21 protein-coding genes are annotated in these 20,974 nt (G+C 75.1%); 8 read left to right on the plus strand and 13 right to left on the minus strand.

Annotated elements, in window-relative coordinates; genetic code table 11:
• Nucleotides 1-22: 22 nt before the first annotated feature.
• Entirely contained in the window at nt 23-1,900 is a 1,878-nt protein-coding gene (locus tag ABQ292_RS11900; protein WP_369206520.1) for an anthranilate synthase family protein, read from the minus strand.
• A gap of 294 nt (nt 1,901-2,194) precedes the next feature.
• Between ABQ292_RS11900 and ABQ292_RS11905 the strand changes: the two genes are divergently transcribed.
• Nucleotides 2,195-3,967: an HNH endonuclease signature motif containing protein gene (locus ABQ292_RS11905; RefSeq protein ID WP_369206522.1), complete on the plus strand. Its 1,773-nt coding sequence runs from the start codon at nt 2,195-2,197 to the stop codon at nt 3,965-3,967.
• Nucleotides 3,968-4,122: 155 nt separating this feature from the next.
• A complete protein-coding gene (gene mgrA, locus ABQ292_RS11910; RefSeq protein ID WP_369206524.1) occupies nt 4,123-5,157 on the plus strand; it encodes an L-glyceraldehyde 3-phosphate reductase in 1,035 nt (344 codons plus the stop codon).
• Between the two features lie 42 nt (nt 5,158-5,199).
• Here the strand turns inward: mgrA and ABQ292_RS11915 are convergent, their stop codons facing one another.
• From ABQ292_RS11915 to ABQ292_RS11925, 3 genes are all read right to left on the minus strand, one after another.
• Nucleotides 5,200-5,628 (minus strand): hypothetical protein, encoded by a 429-nt coding sequence (locus ABQ292_RS11915; RefSeq protein WP_369206526.1) that lies wholly within the window; start codon nt 5,626-5,628, stop codon nt 5,200-5,202.
• Nucleotides 5,625-5,882 (minus strand): hypothetical protein, encoded by a 258-nt coding sequence (locus ABQ292_RS11920; protein WP_369206528.1) that lies wholly within the window; start codon nt 5,880-5,882, stop codon nt 5,625-5,627. Before ABQ292_RS11920 ends, ABQ292_RS11915 begins: the two co-directional genes overlap by 4 nt.
• 80 nt (nt 5,883-5,962) lie before the next feature.
• On the minus strand, nt 5,963-6,706 hold the full coding sequence (locus ABQ292_RS11925; RefSeq protein ID WP_369206530.1) for a GAP family protein: 744 nt from the start codon (nt 6,704-6,706) through the stop codon (nt 5,963-5,965).
• A 118-nt stretch (nt 6,707-6,824) separates the two neighbouring features.
• On the opposite strand from ABQ292_RS11925, the gene ABQ292_RS11930 reads away from it, so the two are divergent.
• The 3 genes from ABQ292_RS11930 (at nt 6,825) to ABQ292_RS11940 (ending at nt 9,789) form a co-directional block, all read left to right on the plus strand.
• Nucleotides 6,825-8,063 (plus strand): sensor histidine kinase, encoded by a 1,239-nt coding sequence (locus ABQ292_RS11930; RefSeq protein WP_369206532.1) that lies wholly within the window; start codon nt 6,825-6,827, stop codon nt 8,061-8,063.
• Nucleotides 8,060-8,749: a response regulator gene (locus ABQ292_RS11935; protein WP_369206534.1), complete on the plus strand. Its 690-nt coding sequence runs from the start codon at nt 8,060-8,062 to the stop codon at nt 8,747-8,749. The genes ABQ292_RS11930 and ABQ292_RS11935 overlap by 4 nt, the downstream gene beginning before the upstream one ends.
• A 248-nt stretch (nt 8,750-8,997) precedes the next feature.
• Complete coding sequence (locus tag ABQ292_RS11940; RefSeq protein WP_369206536.1) at nt 8,998-9,789, plus strand: SDR family oxidoreductase; 792 nt, start codon at nt 8,998-9,000, stop codon at nt 9,787-9,789.
• On the opposite strand, the gene ABQ292_RS11945 is transcribed toward ABQ292_RS11940, so the two are convergent.
• Entirely contained in the window at nt 9,786-10,283 is a 498-nt protein-coding gene (locus ABQ292_RS11945) for a MarR family winged helix-turn-helix transcriptional regulator (protein WP_369206538.1), read from the minus strand. The genes ABQ292_RS11940 and ABQ292_RS11945 overlap by 4 nt on opposite strands.
• 88 nt (nt 10,284-10,371) lie before the next feature.
• Here ABQ292_RS11945 and ABQ292_RS11950 point away from each other — a divergent pair, with 88 nt between their 5' ends.
• Together ABQ292_RS11950 and ABQ292_RS11955 are read left to right on the plus strand one after the other, a co-directional pair.
• Nucleotides 10,372-11,064, plus strand: coding sequence for a GTP cyclohydrolase II (locus tag ABQ292_RS11950; RefSeq protein ID WP_369206540.1), 693 nt, complete (start codon nt 10,372-10,374; stop codon nt 11,062-11,064).
• Between the two features lie 3 nt (nt 11,065-11,067).
• Complete coding sequence (locus ABQ292_RS11955) at nt 11,068-11,964, plus strand: dioxygenase family protein (RefSeq protein ID WP_369206542.1); 897 nt, start codon at nt 11,068-11,070, stop codon at nt 11,962-11,964.
• A 71-nt stretch (nt 11,965-12,035) separates the two neighbouring features.
• On the opposite strand, the gene ABQ292_RS11960 is transcribed toward ABQ292_RS11955, so the two are convergent.
• Complete coding sequence (locus ABQ292_RS11960) at nt 12,036-12,326, minus strand: putative quinol monooxygenase (RefSeq protein WP_369206544.1); 291 nt, start codon at nt 12,324-12,326, stop codon at nt 12,036-12,038.
• Between the two features lie 202 nt (nt 12,327-12,528).
• Between ABQ292_RS11960 and ABQ292_RS11965 the strand changes: the two genes are divergently transcribed.
• Entirely contained in the window at nt 12,529-13,341 is an 813-nt protein-coding gene (locus tag ABQ292_RS11965) for a TSUP family transporter (protein WP_369206546.1), read from the plus strand.
• A gap of 16 nt (nt 13,342-13,357) precedes the next feature.
• On the opposite strand, the gene ABQ292_RS11970 is transcribed toward ABQ292_RS11965, so the two are convergent.
• The 7 genes from ABQ292_RS11970 to ABQ292_RS12000 all read right to left on the minus strand — a co-directional run bounded on the left by ABQ292_RS11970 (nt 13,358) and on the right by ABQ292_RS12000 (nt 20,907).
• On the minus strand, nt 13,358-15,007 hold the full coding sequence (locus tag ABQ292_RS11970; protein ID WP_369206548.1) for an AMP-binding protein: 1,650 nt from the start codon (nt 15,005-15,007) through the stop codon (nt 13,358-13,360).
• A 188-nt stretch (nt 15,008-15,195) separates the two neighbouring features.
• Nucleotides 15,196-15,591, minus strand: coding sequence for a VOC family protein (locus ABQ292_RS11975; protein ID WP_369206578.1), 396 nt, complete (start codon nt 15,589-15,591; stop codon nt 15,196-15,198).
• A 2-nt stretch (nt 15,592-15,593) separates the two neighbouring features.
• Nucleotides 15,594-16,778 carry an alpha/beta hydrolase family protein gene (locus tag ABQ292_RS11980; RefSeq protein WP_369206550.1) on the minus strand — a complete coding sequence of 395 codons (1,185 nt, stop codon included), beginning with the start codon at nt 16,776-16,778 and terminating at the stop codon, nt 15,594-15,596.
• 44 nt (nt 16,779-16,822) lie between these two features.
• Nucleotides 16,823-17,785 carry a fumarylacetoacetate hydrolase family protein gene (locus tag ABQ292_RS11985; RefSeq protein WP_369206552.1) on the minus strand — a complete coding sequence of 321 codons (963 nt, stop codon included), beginning with the start codon at nt 17,783-17,785 and terminating at the stop codon, nt 16,823-16,825.
• Nucleotides 17,785-18,723 carry a VOC family protein gene (locus tag ABQ292_RS11990; protein ID WP_369206554.1) on the minus strand — a complete coding sequence of 313 codons (939 nt, stop codon included), beginning with the start codon at nt 18,721-18,723 and terminating at the stop codon, nt 17,785-17,787. Before ABQ292_RS11990 ends, ABQ292_RS11985 begins: the two co-directional genes overlap by 1 nt.
• 50 nt (nt 18,724-18,773) lie before the next feature.
• Complete coding sequence (locus ABQ292_RS11995) at nt 18,774-19,904, minus strand: FAD-dependent monooxygenase (RefSeq protein ID WP_369206556.1); 1,131 nt, start codon at nt 19,902-19,904, stop codon at nt 18,774-18,776.
• A 19-nt stretch (nt 19,905-19,923) separates the two neighbouring features.
• A complete protein-coding gene (locus ABQ292_RS12000; RefSeq protein WP_369206558.1) occupies nt 19,924-20,907 on the minus strand; it encodes a cyclase family protein in 984 nt (327 codons plus the stop codon).
• Nucleotides 20,908-20,974: the final 67 nt, after the last annotated feature.

A 20,974-nucleotide genomic window follows, 5' to 3' on the forward strand; every position in this document is an offset into this window, starting at 1 on the left:
CAAGCAGAGCCGGGGGGTGGCGTCACGGGCCGTCGGCGCGCCCGTCCCGAGGGGGTCGACCGGCCAGCAGGGCCGCGGTGAGGCCGGCCAGGACGTCGGCGCCGTCGGGCGAGAGCAGCGACTCGAGGTGGAACTGCACCGAGGCGAAGGCCGGCCCGCGCAGCGCGTGCACCTCACCGGTCCGCGGGTCCAGCGCCGCCTCCACCCCCTCGGGCAGGGCGCCCGGCCCGGCGGCGAAGGTGTTGTAGAAGCCCATCCGGACGTCCCGGCCGAACAGGTCCAGCCGTCGCTGGGTGCCCTGGTGCGGGCGGGGCAGCGGCCGGACCGGCAGCCCGAGCAGCTGGGCGAGGACCTGGTGGCTCAGGCAGACGGCGAGCAGCGGCCGTGCGCGGGTGAGCCGCTGGTGCACGAGTCCGCGCAGGGCGGCGATGCGGGGGTCGCCGAGGACGCGCGGGTCGCCGGGGCCGGGTCCGGCGACGAGCAGGTCGTAGCCGTCGGGCTCGGGGGCGGCGTCCCACGCGACGACGTCGGTGCGCAGGCCCAGGCGGCGCAGCTGGGTGGCCAGCATCGCCGTCCACGCGTCCTCGGCGTCCACCACGAGCGCGCTGCGGCCGCGCAGGGCCGGCAGTTCCCGGCCGGCCTGCGGCTCGAGCCAGAAGCGCGCCAGGCGCCGGTTGCGCCGGTCGAGGGCGGCGCGGACGGCGGGCGCGTCGGCGAGCCGGGCCGCCGGGGGAGGGGCCGCGTGCCCGTCCAGTGCCCGCAGCACCGCGGCGGCCTTGGCGTGCGTCTCGGCGACCTCGTGCTCGGGAACGGAGTCGCGCACGAGCGTCGCGCCGACGGGGACGCGGATGCCGCCGTCGGCGTCGAGGTGGGCGGTGCGGATGACGATCGGCGCGTCGAGGGTCTGCCGACCCTCGTCGTCGTACCCGAGCAGCGCGAGGACGCCGGAGTAGTAGCCGCGCGGCGTCGTCTCGTACCGCCGGATGACCCGTGCGGCGTTGCGCACCGGTGAGCCGGTGACCGTCGGCGCGAACGCGGTCTCCCGCAGCACGTCGCGGACGTCGAGGTCACTGCGGCCCTGCAGCAGGTACTCGGTGTGGGTCAGCGCGCTCATCTGCTGGAGGTACGGGCCGAGCACCCGGCCGCCGTCGGGGCAGACGGCGCTCATCATCTTGAGCTCCTCGTCGACCACCATGAACAGCTCCTCGGTCTCCTTGGTGTCGCCGAGGAAGGCCAGCAGCCCCTGCTCGTCGGGGCCGGTCGCCGGGTGCCGGTAGGTGCCGCTGATCGGGTTCATCAGCACCTCGCCCGCGCGGCTGCAGACGTGCCGCTCGGGGGTGGCGCCGACCAGGGTGTGCTCCCCCGCGGAGACGGCGAAGGTCCAGTAGGCGCCCGGCTCGCTCACCAGCAGCCGGCGGAGCAGCCGCAGGGCGGCCTGGGCCGGCGGGGTGCTGGTGCGCGCGCGGTGGTCCCTGCGGACGACGAAGTCGGCGCCCTCGCCGCGGCCGATCTCGTCGGTGACGACGGCGGCCACGGTGGCGGCGTAGGCCTCGTCGTCGACGTCGAAACCGAGGTGCTCGACGTCGACGGGCCCGTCGGGGAGGAGGTCGAGTGCCTGCCGTGCCTCGAGCAGCTCGCGCTCGCGGACGACCAGGCAGCGCAGCGGGGCGCCGTCGTCGTGGCAGACGAAGCCGCGCTCGACCACCTGGCGGTAGGGCACGAGGGCGAGCACCTGCGGGCCCGCAGGCGCAGCGCTGGTCAGGGGGATGTCGGCGAGGGTCGGGACGTCGACCAGGTCGCCGACGAGCACCTCGACGCCGGGGCCCTCCTGGCGACGGAGGACGGCGAACGGTGGTGGGGTGGGGTCGGCGACGAGGCGGGCGAGCAGGGGATCGGGCACGGGGTCCTCCGGGTGGGGAGGCCGTCGACCGGGCCGGTCCTGCGCACGTGGCAGCGGCCGCCTCGATCGAGGCGGCCGCGGATGGGGTCGAGCAGGTGCAGGGCGGGCGCCTAGGAGGCGCGCCACCACGACTGCAGGGCTGCGGACACGGGCGTCACGGTAGGCGACCACGGGCTGCCGACGCCAGGGGCGTGCCCTCCGGGTGGGGAGGCCGGCCCGGCCATGAGGCCGTGAGCTGCACGTTCTCGCCTACCGATCTTGCGGTGATGGACGTTCGAACACATGATCCAAAGCGTGGACGACGTGCTGACCGCGGTGCTGCAGCCGCCGGTCGGGCTGTCGTCGGGGCCGTGGGGGGCGGTGCAGGCCGCCGACCGGGAGATCGCCCGGCAGACCGCGGTGCGGGCGCGGGCGGTGGCGGCGTTCGCCGCCGGCCGGCCGGCGTCGGCGGACCGGGCGCAGGGTGAGCGCGGGGCGATGAGCCCGCAGCAGTGGGCGGCGCGGCCTGCGGTGCTGCGCCCGGTCAGTGAGTGGGCGGTGCAGGAGCTGCGGGTGGCGCTGTCGCTGACCGCCGAGGCGGCCGAGGCGCTGCTGGCGCGGTCGCTGACGCTGGTGCACCGGCTGCCGCGGACCCTCGATGCGCTGGAGGCCGGGGCGCTGCACCCCGGGCACGTGTGGCCGCTGCTGAACGAGGTCGCCCCGATCGCCGACGACGCGCTGCGCGCCGAAGTGGAGCGCGGCCTGCTGGCCTGGGCGGCCGGGCGGGTGACCACCCCGGCGCAGTTGGGGGACAAGGCGCGGCGGGAGGTGCTCAAGCGCAACGCCCGCACCGCCGCCGATGACCTGGCGCGGGTGGTGCGGCAGCGGGGGATCCCGGTGCGCCCGGACCGCACCGACGGGATGGCGGTAGTCAGCGCGCTGCTGACCACGCCGGAGGCGGCCGCGCTGTACCGGGCGCTGGGCGCCTACGCCGACGCGCTGCCCGACGATCCCGGCGATGTCCGCACCCGGGGGCAGCAGATGGCCGACTGCCTGCTGGACCTGGTGCTGCGCCCGACCGGGACCGGGCTGCCGCCGGTGCAGGTGACCCTCACCGTCATCGCTCCGGCCGGGGCGCTGCTGGGCGGGGACGCTCCGTGTGAGATCGACGGGCAGGTGGTGCCCGCCGAGATGGTGCGCGCCCTGCTCACCGCGCTCACCGGCCACCCGCTCGTGACGAGCGCGGCGCCGGTCGACGTGAGGTCGGCCTCCACCGGCACCGCCGTCGAGCCGAGGCGCCCCGACAGCGCCGTCGAGCCGAGGCGCCCGGACAGCGCCGTCGAGGGCGACCCGGAAGACGGCCGCGCACTGCAGCACATCAGCCCGGCCGAGGCCGCCCGGAACGAGACCGAGGCGGGCGAGCTGTCGTCGTGGTGGGCCGAGATGGCACGCCGGATCCTGGCCGGCGAGGTCGACGACAGCGATCCCGACCCGCCGCCTGAGGAAGAACTCCTCCGCTGGCTCGAACACGACGGTGCACCGCCCGACGAGTGCAGCGACGACTCCCCGGCCGACGTCGACCCGCCACCCGGCCCCGACCGGTTCCCGCACCCCGACGCGGCCGATGCCGGTGACGGCTGGTGGGCGCGCGCCGACCGGGCCGTCGCCGACGCCGGCACCGCGCTGCTGGCCGCTCAGCGGGCACTGGGCCACGCCCACCGGCTGGTGCGCACCGCCGAGCACGCCGCGGCCGCCGACGAGGCCACCTGGCAGGCCGGCCTGGGCGCACCCCCACCCACCGCCGGCTACACCCCCGGCGCCGCCCTCGACCGCCACACCCGCGCCCGCGACCGCCGCTGCCGCTTCCCCGGCTGCCGCCGCCGGGTGCCCCATGGCGGCCAGCTCGACCACGGCACCCCCTGGCCGGCCGGACCCACCGCCGCGGGCAACCTGGCCGGCTACTGCACCACCGACCACCGCGGCAAGCACCAGGCCCCCGGCTGGCAGCACGACCTCGCCGGTGACGGCACCCTCACCCTCACCACACCCACCGGCCTCACCACCGCCACCACACCCCCGCCCTACTGAGCGAGTGCCACGGGACGAGCCCCTCGACCCGCGCCATGACAGAGACCGGCGTCCCGATCACCGAGGCGACCTCCCGGAGCCCGACCATCCGCGGGACGGCGAGCAGGACCGGCCCGGGGTGACTGCCTCCGGCACGGCCTGGGCAGGACCCGGGCATGACCTACACCGCCGCCGACGACCGCTACGAGACGATGACCTACCGCCGCACCGGCCGCAGCGGCCTGGACCTGCCGGCGATCAGCCTCGGGCTGTGGCACAACTTCGGCGACGACGTCCCGCTCGATCGGCAGCGCGCCGTCCTGCGCCGCGCCTTCGACCTGGGGGTCACGCACTTCGACCTGGCCAACAACTACGGCCCGCCGTACGGCTCCGCGGAGACCAACTTCGGCCGGCACCTGCGCGACGACCTCGCGCCCTACCGCGACGAGCTCGTCCTCTCGACCAAGGCCGGCTGGGACATGTGGCCGGGCCCGTACGGGCAGGGCGGCGGGTCGCGGAAGTACGTGCTGGCCAGCCTCGACCAGTCGCTGCGCCGGATGGGCCTGGACTACGTCGACGTCTTCTACTCCCACCGGCCCGACCCGACCACGCCGCTCGAGGAGACGATGGGCGCGCTCCACACCGCTGTCCGGTCGGGCCGGGCGCTCTACGCCGGCATCTCCTCGTACTCGCCGGAGGACACCACCCGGGCAGCCGCGATCCTGGCCGACCTGGGCACGCCGCTGCTCATCCACCAGCCGAGCTACTCGATGCTCAACCGCTGGGTGGAGACCGAGGGCCTGCTCGACACGCTGCAGGAGGTGGGCGCGGGCTGCATCGCCTTCTCGCCGCTGGCCCAGGGGATGCTCACGAACAAGTACCTCGACGGGATCCCCGAGGGTTCGCGCGCCAGCCAGGGCAAGTCGCTGTCGCCGGACCTGCTCTCCGAGGAGTCGCTGGCGCACGTCCGCGCGCTGGGTGAACTCGCGCGCGAGCGGGGGCAGGAGCTGGCGCAGATGGCGCTGGCCTGGGCCCTGCGCGACCCGCGGGTCACCAGCGTGCTCATCGGCGCGAGCAGTGTCGCCCAGCTCGAGCAGAACGTGGCGGCGCTGGACCGGCTCGACTTCTCCGACGAGGAGCTCACCCGCATCGACCAGCACGCCGTCGACGCCGGCATCGACCTGTGGCAGGGCGCCCGCACGGGCTCTTGACGGGGCACCGGGCCGGCCCGCACGTGCGGACCGGCCCGGGTCTCAGCGGCGGCGGCGCGCCAGGACGGCGACGAGCACCAGCAGGGACGCCGCGGCGGCCAGACCGGCCGGCCCGCTGCTGCGCAGTGCGCCGGCGGGGTGCACGCGTGCGTGGCGCGTCCCGAGCAGGCCCGACCCGGCGGCCGAGTCGACCGCCGCACCCAGGGTCATCACCCGGCCGGCGGGCCCGTCGAGCCGGGCGGTGAGGCCGTGCTCGGCCAGCGTGTCGGCCACCCGGGCCAGCTGTGCCCGCCCCGGCGTCCCCTGGGTCGTCGCACCCCCGGCCAGCCGGACCGCGGACACGAGGCGGCGGACGTCGCCGGAGGTCACCGCCACGTCGGACCCCGACGCGCGGATCTGCACCGGCACGCCGTCGACCTCGAGCGAGAGGTCGGCGGTCACGTCGAGGGCGCGCTCGCCCTCCGGCGTCATCCGCGGCTGGCGTTCTCGGCGGTGGTGATGCGCAGCGTCCCGTTCAGCTTCCACGTGGCCCGCGGCGCCTGGGGGCCGGTCTCGCGCGGCACCTCGACCGTCATGTCGACGAACTCGTAGTTGATCGCGGCGCCCTTCCCGGTGAGGTAGGACCACATCTCCTTGCCGAGGTCGGCGAAGCTGGTGGTCTCGTGCGACTTGATGTCGCGGGTGCCGGTGGCGGCGTCGCGGGTGGTCGTCTCGGGCGTGGTCATGGGAGCTCCTGGGCTGGAAGGTGCAGGTCAGCGGCCCCTACCCGTGCCCCTGCGGCCGCACACGACGCGCCGCGGACGGCTCAGTTCCCCGGGACCCCGATCCCGTCGAGCAGCGCGGTGACGGCGGGGAGGCGCCCGATCGCGTCGCGGGCGAGGAGGAAGCCGACGATCCCGACCACCCACGCGGTCGTCTCGGCGCCGCTGCGTTCCAGCCACGAGCCGACGCGGGTCAGCAGCGGCTCGACCCGGCGGGCGGCGAGCACCCGCAGCGCCAGCAGCCCGAGTGCCGGCAGCACCATGACCAGGCAGTAGCCGGCCAGCGCGGCCCCGCGCTGCACGGCGGTCAGGTCCGAGGTGCTCAGCAGCCCGACCGCGCCCAGGTAGGGCAGCATCGTGGCCACCTCGAGCACCCCGGCGCCGAGGGCCAGCCCGACCAGCACCCCGGTCCCGCCGCCCTCCTCGGCGCCCATCGCGCGGTCCCGCCAGCGCAGGACCCGGCCGGGCCGGCGGGCGCCGTCGTCCTCCCGCCGGCGGCCCGTGGTGAGGCCGAGGACGAGCAGGGTCGCGCCGAGGACGAGCTGGAGGACGGCGAGGACGGGGGAGCCCGCCAGCCGGGCCGCCCCGTCGCGCAGCGCCTCGGCGCCGGCCAGCAGCACGAGGCCGACCAGCAGGTAGAAGCCGGCGATCGTGCCGAGGAAGGTCAGCAGCCGCCGCGCCCGGACCTGCCCGGGGACGAGCAGGAACCAGACGGGCACCAGGAGCGTGCCGAAACTGGTGCTGTCGACGAGCGCGAGGGGGACGAGCGCGAGCAGCTGGAGGTCCACGCGGCCGACCCTCGCCGTCCGCGGCGGCGGCCGCGTCGGCCGGAGGAGTGGTCCTGCCGCCGGCGGCGTACCTCCTTCGACGGACGTCGTCCGGACGGTGCCGTGCTGGGATGGGCGGGTGGGTGTGGTCGCCGTCCTCCGGCACGTGTGGCTGACGCGGGTCCGCGGCACCGAGCGGGCCCGCGACGTCAGCGACGCGGTCCTCACCGCCCTGGCCGGCCTCGTGCTGGTGGCCAGCGGGCTGGTCGGGATCTGGAACGGGGAGCCGGCGGGCTCGCCCTGGGTGCACGCGGGTCCGCTGGCGGTGGGCTGCCTGGCCATGCTGGGCAAGCGTCGGCACCCGGTCGCCGCGCTGCTGGCCGGAGTGGCCGTCTTCGCCGTCGACGTGGCCCTGGGCGGCAGCGTCGGGCTGCTGCTGGTCCTGTTCGACCTCGTGTACAGCGCGGCCCTGCACGCCGGACCGCGGGCGGTGCTGCGGCTGCGCGCCGCGTCCTGGGCGCTGGTGGTCCTGTCCCTGCTCGTGGGCTGGACGGCCACCGGAGAGCTGCGGATCACCGTCTTCCTCGGGCTGCAGTCCTTCGCCCTCGTCACCACGCCGCTGTGGTGGGGGCTGGCCGTGCGGCGCGAGCGGGAGCTGGCCGCACTGGCCCGGGCGCGGGCCGACGACCTGCGTGACCTCGCCGAGCTGCGGGCGGCCGAGGTCCGGGCGGAGGAGCGTGCGCAGATGGCGCGCGACCTGCACGACGCCGTCGCCGGCAACGTCTCGGCGATCGCCCTGCACGCCGAGGCCGCACTGGCCCACCCGGCAGCGCCCGGCGGTGCGGCCGACCGGGAGCGGGCGGCACTGGAGGCGGTCCGGGCGGCCGGCCTGACCTCGCTGGAGGAGATGCGCGCGATGATCCTGCTGCTGCGCGCCGACAGCGGTCCGCTCGCCGCGGCCCCGCGGCTCGACCGCCTCGACGGCCTGCTGGCCGGGGCCCGGGCCGCCGGCCTCGACGTGCGGCTGGTGCCGGCCCGGCCGGTGCCCCCGCTGCCGGCGGCGGTGGAGCAGGCGGCCTACCGGATCCTGCAGGAGGCGCTGACCAACGCGGCCAAGCACGCGCCGGGCGGCCGGGTCGAGGTCACCGCCGCGGTGTCCGGCGACCGGCTGGGGCTGCGCGTCGACAGCGAGGACGGCCGGCGCGGGACCGCGGTCCCGGGTGCCGGACTGGGGCTGCTCACCATGCGGGAGCGCGCCGAGTCCCTGGGTGGCCGCTTCGCCGCCGGCTGGTCCGACGACGCGCGCTCGCGCTGGTCGGTGGCGGCCGAGCTCCCGGTGGGGGTGCCGGTCGAGCGGCCGGTGGAGGTGGGCCGGTGAGCGTGCGAGTGCTCGTCGCCGACGACCACCCGGCGGTCCGCAGCGGCCTGCGGATGCTGCTGGAGAGCGATCCCGGCATCGAGGTGGTCGGTGAGGCCGCCGACGGCGCCGCGGCCGTCGGCAACGCCCGGGCGCTGCGCCCTGACGTCGTCCTCATGGACCTGCGCATGCCCGGCACCGACGGGATCACGGCGACCCGCGCCATCGTCGACGCGCGGCTGGCCGACGTCCTGGTGCTGACGACCTTCGACCTCGACGAGTACGTCTTCGGCGCGCTGCAGGCCGGCGCCGCCGGCTTCCTGCTCAAGTCCGCCGACGCGGCCACCCTCGTCGACGCCGTCCGCCGGGTGGCCGACGGGCAGGGCGTGGTGGCACCCGAGGTGACCCGCCGGCTGCTCGAGCGGTTCGTCACCCCGGCCGCGCCGCGTCCCGAGCCGCCGCCCGCGGGGCTGGCCGACCTGACGCCGCGCGAGCGGGACGTGCTCGGCTGTCTGGGGCAGGGGATGGCCAACGCCGAGATCGCCGCGGCGCTGGTCATCACCGAGGCCACGGCGAAGACGCACGTCTCCCGGGTGCTGGCCAAGCTCGGCCTCACCAGCCGGGTCCAGGCCGCCGTGCTGGCCCGCTCCGCCGGCGTGCCGGTCCCCGCCGGAGCCGCCCGCCGCCCCGGCGACGGACCGCCCTAGCCTGCGCCCGTGGACGCGGGAGCGCGGGTGCCGGCCGCCCCGGACGCGCTGCTGAGCTGCTCGTCCCGCGTCGAGCTCGACGTCGCCGCGACCCGCTGACCAACACCTTCCCGGCCCGGCGGCTGACCTCGAGACCCACCGCCGGCTCGACGACGGCCTCGTCGTCGTCCACGAGGGCTTCGCGACCCGGGTCCCCGGCCGAGGGTCGGTCCTGCGCGGTCGACGGCGGATCCGGGTAGGACGCGGGCATGGAGCTGCAGGACGCCGTCACCGTCATCACCGGGGCGGGCAGCGGCATCGGCGCCGCGCTGGCCCGCCGGTTCGCCGCGGAGGGTGCCGCCGCCGTCGTGGTCAGCGACCGCGACGGTGCCGCCGCGCAGCGGGTGGCCGACGAGGTCGGCGGGACGGCGGACACCACCGACGTCACCGACGAGACCGCCGTCGCCGCCCTCGTCGAGCGGACGCTGGCCGCGCACGGGCGCATCGACCTCTTCTGCTCCAACGCCGGGGTGTTCACCGGCGGGGGCCTCGAGGTCGACACGGACGTCTGGCAGCAGGTCTTCGCCGTCAACGTGCTCTCGCACGTGTACGCCGCGCGGGTGGTGCTGCCCTCGATGCTCGAGCGCGGCCGCGGTCACCTGCTCCACGTCGCCTCGGCGGCCGGCCTGCTCACCACGCCCGGCGACGCCCCGTACACCGTGACCAAGCACGGCGCGGTCGCGCTGGCCGAGTGGCTGGCGGTGACCTACGGCGACCGCGGCATCGGCGTCAGCGTCGTCTGCCCCCTCGGCGTCGCCACCCCGCTGCTGCTCGACCCGCTGGAGCAGGGCCGCTCGGCGGCGTCGGTGGTCGCCGCGTCGGGGACGGTCATCACGCCGGAGGACGTGGCGCAGGCGGTGGTCGAGGGCCTGGCCGAGGACCGCTTCCTCGTGCTGCCGCACCCCGAGGTCGGCACCTACTGGGCGCAGAAGGCCGCCGCCCCGGAGAAGTGGCTGGCCGGCGTCCGCAAGCTCGTGCGGAAGACCACCGAGGAGCGCTAGCGGCCGGCGGCCGGGAGCCCCGGCGCGGCGGCCATCCGCCCGTCGGGGTCCAGCCGGGAGAGCACCGCGTCGGCGATCTCCGCGAGCTGGGTGACCTGCTCCGGCGTCAGCGCGTCGAGCACGTGCTCCCGGACGGTGGCGACGTGCCTGGGCGCCGTCTCCCGCACCTTGTCCCAGCCGGCCTGCGTCAGGCGCGCGTCGGTGGCCCGGCCGTCGTACGGGCACGGCGTCCGCTCGACCAGCCCGCGCTCCTCGAGCCGGCGCACGACGTGCGACAGGCGGGGGAGCGTGGCGTTGGTGCGCGTGGCCAGCTCGGTCATGCGCAGGGTGCGCTCCGGCGCCTCGGAGAGCATCGCGAGCACGTGGTAGTCGAAGTGGGTCAGGCCGGCGTCCCGGCGCAGCTGGCCGTCGAGGACCCCGGGGAGCAGCTCCACGACGGCGACCAGCCGCACCCACGCCGCCATCTCGGTCTCGTCCAGCCACCGGGGTTCCACGACGACATCGTCCCACCCGGATACTTGTAGCTTCAACCTCCGTGCCCTAGGGTCTTCGGTTGTAGGTACAACTGATCCGGAGGACACGATGACCCTCACCCTCGGCGCCGACGTGGTGTCCCCGGTCCCGTCGGCGACGGTGCGCACCCGGGTCACGGTCCCGCTGCGCTTCCCCGACGGCTACGCCACGACCGCCGAGGTGTTCACCTTCACCGGCCTGGCCGACGGCAGGGAGCACCTCGCGCTGGGGCTGGGGGACTGGCGCACGGCCGTGGACCGCGCCGCCGCCGGCGGGCCGGCCCCGCTGGTGCGCCCGCACAGCGAGTGCCTCACCGGCGACGTGTTCGGCTCCCAGCGGTGCGACTGCGGCCCGCAGCTGCGCGAGGCGGCCGAGCGCATCACCGCGGCCGGCGGCGTCCTGCTCTACCTGCGCCAGGAGGGCCGCGGCATCGGCCTGTACGCCAAGCTCGACGCCTACGCCCTGCAGGACGCGGGCCTGGACACCTACGAGGCCAACCTGGCCCTGGGCCACGGCGAGGACGAGCGCGACTACACCGTCGCCGCCCAGATGCTGCACGCCCTCGGCGCCGACCGGGTCCGGCTGCTGTCGAACAACCCCGACAAGGCCGTCCAGCTCGAGCTGCTCGACGTCGCGGTGACCGAGCGCGTGGCCACCGGCGTGCACCTGTCGGCGGCCAACGCGCGCTACCTGACGGTCAAGCGCGACCACACCCAGCACACGCTCGACCTGCACACCCTCGACCTGCCGCTGGCGGGCTGACCCGTGCACACCACCACGTTCCCGAGCACTGCTGCCGCCGACGCGCGCATCGACCCGCGGCACCCCTTCGCCGCGCACCTGCGGCACGTGGCCACGCTCGGGGAGCACCGGTCCTGGACCCCGGACGACGGCCCGCTGCCGGCGCTCTACCTGAGCCACGGCGCCCCGCCGCTGTTCGAGGACGCGCCGTGGATGCGCCGGCTGGCCGCCTGGGCCCGCGCCCTCCCGAGGCCGCGCGCGGTGCTCATCGTCAGCGCCCACTGGGAGTCGGACTCCCTCGGCATCACCAGCACCGTGCCGACCGAGCTGGTCTACGACTTCGGCGGCTTCGACCCGATGTACTCCCGCATGCGCTACGACACCCCCGGGGCCGGTGCGCTGGCCCGGCAGCTGCTGGCGGTCCTGCCCGAGACGGCGCACGTGCACGAGCACCGCGGCCGCGGCCTCGACCACGGGGCCTGGGTGCCGCTGAAGGTCATGTACCCGGAGGCCGACGTCCCGGTCCTGCAGCTGAGCCTGCCCACGCACGACACCGCCACGCTGCTGGCACTGGGCGAGCGGCTGCGGCCGCTGCGCGAGCAGGGCGTGCTGGTGGTCGGGTCGGGTTTCATGACCCACGGCCTGCCACACCTCACCCGCGAGATGCTCGGCGGCGCCGTCCCCGGGTGGTCGGCGGACTTCGACGCCTGGGCCGCCGACGCGCTCGACCGCGGCGACGTCGAGGAGCTCGCGCGGTTCCGGCTGCGGGCGCCCGGGCTGCGCTACGCCCACCCGACGGTGGAGCACTTCACGCCGCTGTTCGTCACCCTCGGCGCCGCGACCGACCCGGCCGCCGGCGTCACCACGACCGTCGACGGCTTCTTCATCGGCCTGGCCAAGCGCTCGTTCCAGATCGCCTGAACGCGGCCGCCACCCGGCGGCGTCAGAGGTCGGGGGTCGTCACAGGCCGGGGTCATCAGAGGTCGGGGTCGTCAGAGGTCGAGGGTCTCCGAGAACCGCCGCTCCCGGCTCGCCAGCAGGGGGATGGTGGGCACCGCGTGCCGCTGGAAGTGCGCGGACTCCTGGTGCGCCCGGTAGGCGTCGGCGTCGTCGTAGACCTCGAACAGCTCGAACACCAGCGGCGCGGCCGGGTCCTGGTGGGCGATCCAGTGCCGGCAGCCCGGCTCCTCCCGCGAGGCCGGTCCCAGCGCGGCCAGGGCCGAGCGGACGGCGTCCACCGACTCCTCGGTCGCCGTCCACGTGGCCCGCACGACGTAGCCCACCGGTCCTCCTCGCCTCGTCCGCGGTCGAGCACCGACTCCCCGCCGCGCGGACCGCTCACGGCGCGAGTGTGGCACCCGGGACTCCCCGACCCCGCCCGTCCGCCGCCGGACCGCCTGGGGGAGGCTCGGCCCCGGACGAGCGGAGGGGGACGCGAGGCGTGCGGGGACGCGGGAGCGGTGCCGGGGCGGGGACGCGGACCCGGTGAGCGACCTGGTCCTCCCCGACGGGCTGACGCCGTCGGTCCTCGCGTTCGTGCTGGTCGCGGCCCTCACGGCCGGCTGGGTCGATGCCGTCGTCGGTGGTGGGGGGCTGGTCCAGCTGCCCGCGCTGCTGCTCGTGCCGGGGCTCTCCCCGGTGCAGGCGCTGGCCACCAACAAGCTGGCCTCGGTCTTCGGCACCACGACCAGCGCGGTCACCTACCAGCGGCGGGTGCACCCCGACCTGCGGACGGCGCTGCCCATGGCCGCGGTCGCGCTGGCCGCCAGCGCCGGCGGGGCGTCGGTGGCGGCGCTGGTGCCGGCGCAGGTGTTCAAGCCGGCCATCGTCCTCGCGCTGGTGGGCATCGCGCTGTTCACCGCGTTCCGGCCGGCGCTGGGGGAGGTGACCGTCCTGCGGCACACCGGCCGCCGGCACCACGGCACCGCGCTCGCCGTCGGCGCGGTGATCGGCTTCTACGACGGCGTCCTCGGCCCCGGCACGGGCTCCTTCCTCGTCTTCGCGCTGGTGTCGCTGCTGGGCTACGACTTCCTCAACGCCAGCGCCAAGGCCAAGATCGTCAACGTCGCCACCAACCTCGGGGCGCTGGCGTTCTTCGTGCCGCACGGGTCGGTGGTCTGGGGCCTGGGCCTGCTGCTGGGCGCGGCCAATACGCTCGGCGGCTACCTGGGGTCGCGCACCGCGACCAGCCGCGGCACCGGCTTCGTCCGCGCGGTGTTCCTCGTCGTGGTCACCGCGCTGATCGTCCGGCTCGGCTGGGACGTGTGGACGGAGAACCTGCGCCCGCTGCTCGGCTGACCGGTCCCGCGCCCGCTCACGCCCCCCGCAGCTCGCGCCGGAGGATCTTGCCGGTGACCGTCTTCGGCAGCTCGTCGATCAGCTCCACGCTGCGCGGGTACTTGTAGGCGGCCATCCGCTCCCTGCAGTGCGCGATGAGCTCCTCGGGGGTGACGCTCGCGCCGGGCCGGAGGCTCACGTAGGCCTTCACCGTCTCGCCGCGCTTCTCGTCCGGGACGCCGACGACGGCGGACTCCCGGACGGCGGGGTGCTCGGCGAGCACGTCCTCGACCTCGCGGGGCCACACCTTGTAGCCGGACGCGTTGATCATGTCCTTCTTCCGGTCGACGATGAACACCCAGCCCTGGGGGTCCATGAAGCCGACGTCGCCGCTCCGGAGCGCCCCGCCGGGCAGGTTGGCCGCCGTCTCCTCGGGCTTGCCCCAGTAGCCGGCCACCACCTGCGGCCCCTCGGCCACGATCTCGCCCACCTCGCCGAGGGGCAGGTCCTGCCCCTCGTCGTCCTGGATGCGGACGACGGTGTTCGGCGCGGGCACCCCCACCGAGAGCGCCCCCGAGGTCGGGTCCACCGGTGACGGCGACCCGAAGGGCGTGACCGTCATCGGCGAGGTGGTCTCGGTCAGGCCGTAGGCGTTGTGCACCTGCTTGCCCGTGGCCTCGAGGAAGGCGCGCTCGGCGGCCGGGGAGATCGCCGCCCCGCCCGAGTAGATCGAGGTGAACGAGGCGAAGTGGTCCTTGGTGAACCCCGGGGCGTTGAGCAGCGCGCTGAAGGCGGTGATCGCCCCGATGGTGAACGTCGGCCGGTGCTCGAGGAAGGCGTCGAGCACCACCTGCGGCTCGAAGCGGTAGGCCAGCACCAGCGGCGCCGGCACCAGCATGCTCACCGCGACGTGCCCGATCAGGCCGGTGATGTGGAACAGCGGGGCGACGCCGAAGACCGACCCGTCCCGCCCGGCGCGCACCCAGTCCCGGTAGACCTGCGCGGTGAAGACGACGTTGCGGTGGGTGTTCATCGCGCCCTTGGGCACGCCCGTCGTCCCCGAGGTGTAGGTCAGGAACGCGACGTCGTCGGGCGCGAGCTCCACCGGCGGCGGTGTCTGCCCCCGGTGCTGCCCGATGAACTCCAGCAGGTCGGTGGTGCCCTCGTGCCGCTGCCGGGTGACCCCGGCGAAGAGCCGCTCGTCGTCGCGGGTCTGGAAGTCCAGCCCGCTGGTGGTGAGCACGAGCCGCACACCGGTGCCGGGCACGACGTCGCGGGCGACCTCGTCGTAGAGGTGCTCCAGGCAGACCAGCACCGTCGCGCCGGAGTCGGCCAGCAGGTAGGACAGCTCCCGCGTCCGGCTCATCGGGTTGATCGACACCATGACCCCGCCGGCCTTCCAGGCCGCGACCATCGCGATGACGAACTGCGGCACGTTCTGCAGGTAGACCGCCAGCCGGTCGCCGGGGGCGAACCCGTCGGCCAGCAGGCCGGCCGCCAGCCCGTCGGTGAGCTCGTCGAGCTCGCGCCGGGTGACGGTGCCGTCGAAGTAGCGCAGCGCGACGCCGTCGGGGTCGGCGGCGACGCCGGCCCGGTACATGGCCAGCGCGTCGTCGAACTCGACGGCGTAGTCGGCCGGCTGGTCGCCGTAGAGGGCGAGCCAGGGGCGCTCGTCGTAGACGCTCACGGCCGCCGACCTCCCCGAGGACGGGCGGTCACGGGCACGGCCGAGGGGGAGCGGTCACCGGGCACCTCCGGGACGACGTCGTCGGGCGCCGTCGACCCTGCCGCGCCGTGGTGCGGGACACAAGCGACGCCTCCCCGCTCGGCGTCGTCGGCGGCGGCCGGCGGCCCGACGGCACCCGACCGGCCGGGTCAGTCGACGACGTGCAGCTGGCCGATCCAGGCGACCTCCCAGGCGTTGCCGTCCGGGTCGGTGAAGGTCCGGCTGTACCGGACGTCCTCCTCCTGCGCGGACGGCCCGGTCCGGGCGCCGGCGTCCACGGCCCTGCCGACGAGCTCGTCGACGGCCGCGGGGCTGTCCGCGGTCAGGCAGTGCACCGCCGTGGGTCCCTGCGCCGGGTCCCCCACCCCACCCGGCACCAGGGCGGCGAACCGCTCGCGGGTGTGCAGCGCGACGACGATCTCGTCACCGAGGACCACGGCGGCCTCGCCCTCGTCCGAGGAGGTCTCCTCGATCCGGAAGCCGAGGGCCTCGTAGAACGCCCGGGCCGCCGCCAGGTCGCGCACCGGGAGCTTGACGAAGAGCATGTTCACGACGCCGCCCCGTCCTTCCGGTGCGCCAGCTCGGCGAAGGTGTCGGCCACCCAGTCGGCGATGAAGGTGCTCACGTACGGCAGGTGGTCCAGGCCGATGTGCTCGGTCGCGCCCTCCTCGGGCGTGAACACGCGCAGCTCCCGCTTGGGCGAGTTGACCGCCTGGTCGTAGGACCGGTGGGCGTACTCCAGCGGGATCTGCCGGTCGTTGGCGCCGTGCGCGACGAGGAACGGCACCCGGATCCGCTCGACGGCGCCCTCCAGGTTCACCTGGTCGGCGAACTCGATGAACTCGTCGAGGTCGGTGTGGCCCCACACCCAGAGCACGTGCTCCCAGTAGTGCGGCACCGGCCGCTCGCCCTCACGCGCGCGCCGGCGGCGCTGCACCGCGCCCCAGTCGTGGTTGGCGCCCCAGGCCACGCACAGCGCGAACCGCGGCTCGAAGGCCGCCGCGCGGGGCGCGTAGTAGCCGCCGAGCGACCAGCCGACGACGCCGATCCGGTCGCCGTCGACGTCGTCGCGGGCCTGCAGGAAGTCGACCGCGGCCGCGCCCCACGCCTCGGCGTCTACGCGCCCGGTCAGCCCCTGCAGCCGCAGCGCCTCGCCGGTGCCGGGCTGGTCGAGCATCAGGCAGGAGATGCCACGGGCGGCCAGCTCCTCCCAGTGGTTCGAGGCGTACATGTGCTCCTTGGTGGAGTCCAGCCCGTTGACCAGAACGACGACCGGGACGGGGCCGTCGTCGGCGGCCGGTGCCCGGCTGAGGTAGGCCGGCAGCGTGGTGCCCTCGTAGGGGACCTCGACGCGGCTGACCCGCGGGCTGTGCGTCTCGAAGGCCCGCTGCGCGAGCTCGAGCATCCGCCGGTAGGTGGGCACCCGGTCCGGGTCCGAGTGCGCCAGCATCCGCTCCGCCTGGGCCAGGTAGTTGCTGGCGCGGAACCACAGCTGCCCGGCGGTGCGGGTGTGCCCGGCCTTCCCGGCCTCCTCGGCCTGACCGACGAGCTGGTCGGTCAGCGCGGTCCAGGCGCGCAGGAAGTCCGGCGTCCCGGCGTCCTCACCGGCGTTCGCGGCGTCCTTGATCGGTCGGCAGGCGCGGTCGACCTCGTCGATCAGGCCACCGGAGTTCAGCGTCGCGACGACGCTGAGGTTCCAGGTGTAGGGCCCGGTGGGGAAGTACTCGAACACGGGTGGTTCCTCTCAGGGGTTGCGGACGGCGTCGCTGATCGGGCTCACGCCGGGCGCTCGCGGGTCCGCGGCCGCGGCCGGGCGGGCGCCACCGGTGGCAGGTCGAGGCCCTCGACGACGCGGTTGCGGATGGTGCCGATGCCCTCGACGGTCATCTCCACGACGTCGCCGGGACGCAGCGGGGGAGGGGCGGACTCCCCGCGCCGTCCCCACAGCTCGGCCAGGCAGCCGCCGTTGCCGCAGGTCCCGGAGCCGAGCACGTCCCCGGCGCGCACCTCCGTGCCGCGCGAGGCGTAGCTGATCAGCTCCTCGAACGGCCAGCCCATGTTGGACAGCAGGTCCTGGCCGATCTCGGTGCCGTTGACGCCGACCCGCATGTCGAGCTGCAGGAAGCCCTCGGCGTCGCGGTACGGCTCGAGCTCGTCGGCGGTGACCAGCCAGGGCCCGAGCGTCGTGGCCGAGTCCTTGCCCTTGGCCGGGCCGAGCCGGACGGCCATCTCGCGGAACTGCAGGTCGCGGGCGGACCAGTCGTTGAGGACGGTGTAGCCGAAGACGTGGTCGCGGGCCTGCTCCGGGGTGACCGAGGCGCCGTCCCGGCCGACCACGACGGCGACCTCGAGCTCGAAGTCGAACCGCTGCGAGCCCGGTGGCACCGCGACGTCGTCGTGCGCGCCGACCAGCGCGTACGGGTTCGTGAAGTAGAAGGTCGGGGCCTGGTGCCACTCGGGCGCGACCGGTTCGCCGCTGCCGGCGACCATGCCCTCCACGTGCTCCTCGAACGCGACGAAGTCGCGCACGGTCGGCGGCGTCAGCGGGGGCAGCAGGCGGACGCCGTCCAGCGGCACGGCCGGTCCGTCGAGGGCGGCGGCGCCGGCCTCCAGCGCGGCGGGCAGCCCCGCGCGGACGAGGTCGAGCACCGTCGTCCGCGCGGGGAGCCCGTGCAGCCCGGCGTCGCTCACGACCCCGGCGGAGACGACCCCGCCGGCCTCCCAGGTGGCGAACCGCATCAGACCGGCGGGGCCACGAACAGGCCCTTGTCCGGGTCGTTGAACGACTTCTTCGCGACGAACTCGTTCATCGCGTTGGCGGTGCCCCACTGGTCGCTGACCGCGGGGTCGCTGATGTCGTAGACGTGCGGGTGCCAGGTGTCCTCGTCGAGCTCGTCGAGCTCGGTCGTGTACTCGACGGTGTTCCCGTGCGGGTCCAGGAAGTAGCTGAACGTGTTGTTGCCGGCCAGGTGGCGGCCCGGACCCCAGATCTTCTCGACGCCGGCACGCAGCAGCCGGCCGGTGCCACGCATGTACTCGTCGATGCCGCGCATCTCGAACGAGGCGTGGTGCAGCGAGGGGTGCGGTCCCCGGGCGATCGCCATGCTGTGGTGCCAGGCATTGACCCGCATGAACCACATCATGTTGCCCATGCGCGGGTGCACGAGCGTGTCGGACAGCGCGAAGGCGAGGTGCTTCTCGTAGAACGCCCGGGTGCCCTCGGGGTCGGCGGAGTTGAGCACCACGTGCGAGAGCCGGACCGGGATGGACTCGCCCTCCTCGATCCGCCGGTGCTGCCGGACGGCGACGTCGGAGCTGATCTCCACCGTGCGGCCCTCGTTGTCGAAGAACCGGAAGCCGTAGCCGCCGCCGGGGGTCTGCAGGTCGGTCGGCTCGTGCACCAGCTGCACGCCGTCGCGGGCGAGCTGCCCGGCGAGGGTGTCGACGTCGGCGGCGGTGGCCGCCCCGAAGGAGATGAGGTCGATCCGCTTGTCGGTGGCCTCCCGCAGCCGGACGACGTACTGCTCGGGGGAGCCCTCGGCGGCCAGGAACGTCAGGCCCGGGTCGCTGTGCTCGGCCTTGAGGCCCCACGTGCCGGTGTAGAAGTCGAGCTGCTTCGCGTGGTCGGGCACCGCCAGGTCGACGTGCCGCAGGTGGGTGATCAGGCGCTGGGTCATGTCTCTCTCCAGGTGGCGCCTTTATCGCGATAAAGGCTCAACGGGGTGGTTCAAGCGGGCTGGCTGGTCAGCTGGGCGATGGAGCGCATGAGGCTCGGGATGTCGCCCTGCACGTGGTCGAGCTGCCACTGGGCGAGCTGGTTGGAGGCGTCGACGACGGTCCTCGCGCGCTCGCAGCGGCGGGCGTGGAAGGCGTCCCACAGGTCCTGGTCGAGTGCATGGCGCTCGGTGAGCAGCTCGGCGAGGACGACGGCGTCCTCGAGGGCCATCGCCCCGCCCTGGGCGATGGTGGGCGGGCAGGTGTGGGCGGCGTCGCCGATCAGCACGACGCGGCCGCGGTTCCACGGCGCGTCGAGCACGTGCGTCTCGAACCACGTGTAGTTGACGCGGGACGCGTCGGTGAGAGTCTCGCGGATCTCGTCCCACGGGCCGTGGTAGGCCTGGGAGAGCTGCTTCATCGTCGCGAGCTGCTCCTCGGGGGTCAGCGCGCTGCGGTCCTGGGCGTCCTCGACGATGTAGGCGTAGAGGGAGTCCTCGCCGGTCGGGCAGTAGCCGGCGATGTAGGAGGGGCCGCCGTAGTAGAGGTCGGTCCGGGTGACGCTCGCCGGCCGCGGGCCGAACGCCCGCCAGATGCCCATGCCGACCGACCGGGTCTCCAGGTTCACCCCGAGCGCGCGCCGGGTCCACGACCGGATGCCGTCGGCGCCGACCACCAGGTCGTACCGGCCGGTGGACCCGTCGGCGAAGGTCACGTCCACGCCGTTCGCGTCCTGGCTCACCTCGTTGTGGGTGGTGCCGAAGCGCACCTTCACGCCGACCTCCGCGGCGCGGTCGAGCAGGATCCGGGCCAGCTCGGGCCGGGGCATGCCCATGGCGGCGGGCAGGTCCGGACCCCCGGTCCTGGCGTCGGGGATCTCGGCGACCACCGTGCCGTGCGGGTCGGGGGCGCGGATGCCGGTGACGTCGAAGGCGTAGCCGGCCGCCCGCACCTGCGCCCACACCCCGAGGGACCGCAGCTCGCGCAGGGCGTTGCCCTGCAGCGTGATGCCGGAGCCGAGCGCGGCGGTGTCGGGCTTGATCTCGGCCAGGTCGACGGCGACGCCGGCCTGCGCGAGGTGGATCGCGGTCGCGGCGCCGGCCAGGCCACCGCCCACGACGAGGACACTGTTCACAGCGGGCACGTCAGGACTCTCCGTTCAGCTACTTGACGGCGATCGGGTTGACCGGCGCGCCGACCGCGCCGGTCACGCGCAGGGGGGCCGCGGTGAGCCAGAAGTCGTAGCGCCCGTCGTCGGCGCAGTCGGCGGCGAGCGCGTCGAGGTCCCACATCTCGCCGATGAACAGGCCCATGTTCGGGATGGCGACCTGGTGTAGCGGCTGGAAGGCCACGTCGAACTCGTTGGGCCGGACCTCGAAGCCCCACGTGTCGGTGGCGACGCCGGCGATCTCGCGGCCGTGCAGCCAGTCGGCGGTGGTGAAGGACAGACCGGGGGAGTCGCCGCCGGCGTAGTCACCCCAGCCCTCCCGCCGCGCCCGGGCCAGCCGCCCGGTGCGCACCAGCAGGAGGTCGCCCCGGCCGACCGCCGAGGACCCGCCCTGGGCCGCGATCGTGGCCTCGAGGTGCTCGGCGGTGATCGCGAAGCCGTCGGGCAGTTCCCCGTCGGTGCCGACCGCCCTGCCCACGTCCAGCAGCACCCCGCGGCCGGCGATCCGGTCGGCGACGGTCTCGATGCCGGTCACCGAGTCGCCCAGGCTGGTCACGACGTCGCCGGCGCGGCGCCCGTTCCAGGCCGTGCCGTGGTCGAAGATGTGCCCGAGGCCGTCCCACTGCGTGGAGGCCTGCAGCGGCATGGCGATGTAGTCGTCGGCGCCGCCGATGCCGTGCGGGAAGCCCTGCACGCCGCGCTCGGCGTCGAGCCCGGTGTCGGTCATCGTGTGGACGGGGTTGTTCCGCCGCCGCCAGCCCTTCTGCGGGCCGTCCATGTCGAAGGACTGCGACAGCGAGAAGCTCGCCCCCCGGCGGACCAGTGCCGCACCCTCGCGCCGCTTGGCGTCGTCGAGGAAGTTCAGCGTGCCGAGGACGTCGTCGGCGCCCCAGCGGCCCCAGTTCGAACAGCGCTTCGCGGCGGCGGCGATGGCGCCCTCCGGATCGGTGCGGTCCAGGCGGTCGGGGGTCTGGTGCATGCCTTCGACAGTGGGCCAGCCCACACGGGTGAGGGAAGACGGAATGCCTGATGACGGGCATCAGCAG

Source organism: Geodermatophilus maliterrae, assembly GCF_041018925.1.
In the GTDB taxonomy this organism is placed as follows: Bacteria; Actinomycetota; Actinomycetes; order Mycobacteriales; family Geodermatophilaceae; genus Geodermatophilus; species Geodermatophilus maliterrae.

Coding starts and splice junctions, on each gene's coding strand:
- ABQ292_RS11950 (WP_369206540.1), top strand. CDS start 10,372: ATGACCCTCACCCTCGGCGCCGACGTGGTGTCCCCGGTCCCGTCGGCG.
- ABQ292_RS11915 (WP_369206526.1), bottom strand. CDS start 5,628: ATGACGCCGGAGGGCGAGCGCGCCCTCGACGTGACCGCCGACCTCTCG.
- ABQ292_RS11990 (WP_369206554.1), bottom strand. CDS start 18,723: ATGACCCAGCGCCTGATCACCCACCTGCGGCACGTCGACCTGGCGGTG.
- ABQ292_RS11920 (WP_369206528.1), bottom strand. CDS start 5,882: ATGACCACGCCCGAGACGACCACCCGCGACGCCGCCACCGGCACCCGC.
- ABQ292_RS11940 (WP_369206536.1), top strand. CDS start 8,998: ATGGAGCTGCAGGACGCCGTCACCGTCATCACCGGGGCGGGCAGCGGC.
- ABQ292_RS12000 (WP_369206558.1), bottom strand. CDS start 20,907: ATGCACCAGACCCCCGACCGCCTGGACCGCACCGATCCGGAGGGCGCC.
- ABQ292_RS11975 (WP_369206578.1), bottom strand. CDS start 15,591: ATGCTCTTCGTCAAGCTCCCGGTGCGCGACCTGGCGGCGGCCCGGGCG.
- ABQ292_RS11985 (WP_369206552.1), bottom strand. CDS start 17,785: ATGCGGTTCGCCACCTGGGAGGCCGGCGGGGTCGTCTCCGCCGGGGTC.
- mgrA (WP_369206524.1), top strand. CDS start 4,123: ATGACCTACACCGCCGCCGACGACCGCTACGAGACGATGACCTACCGC.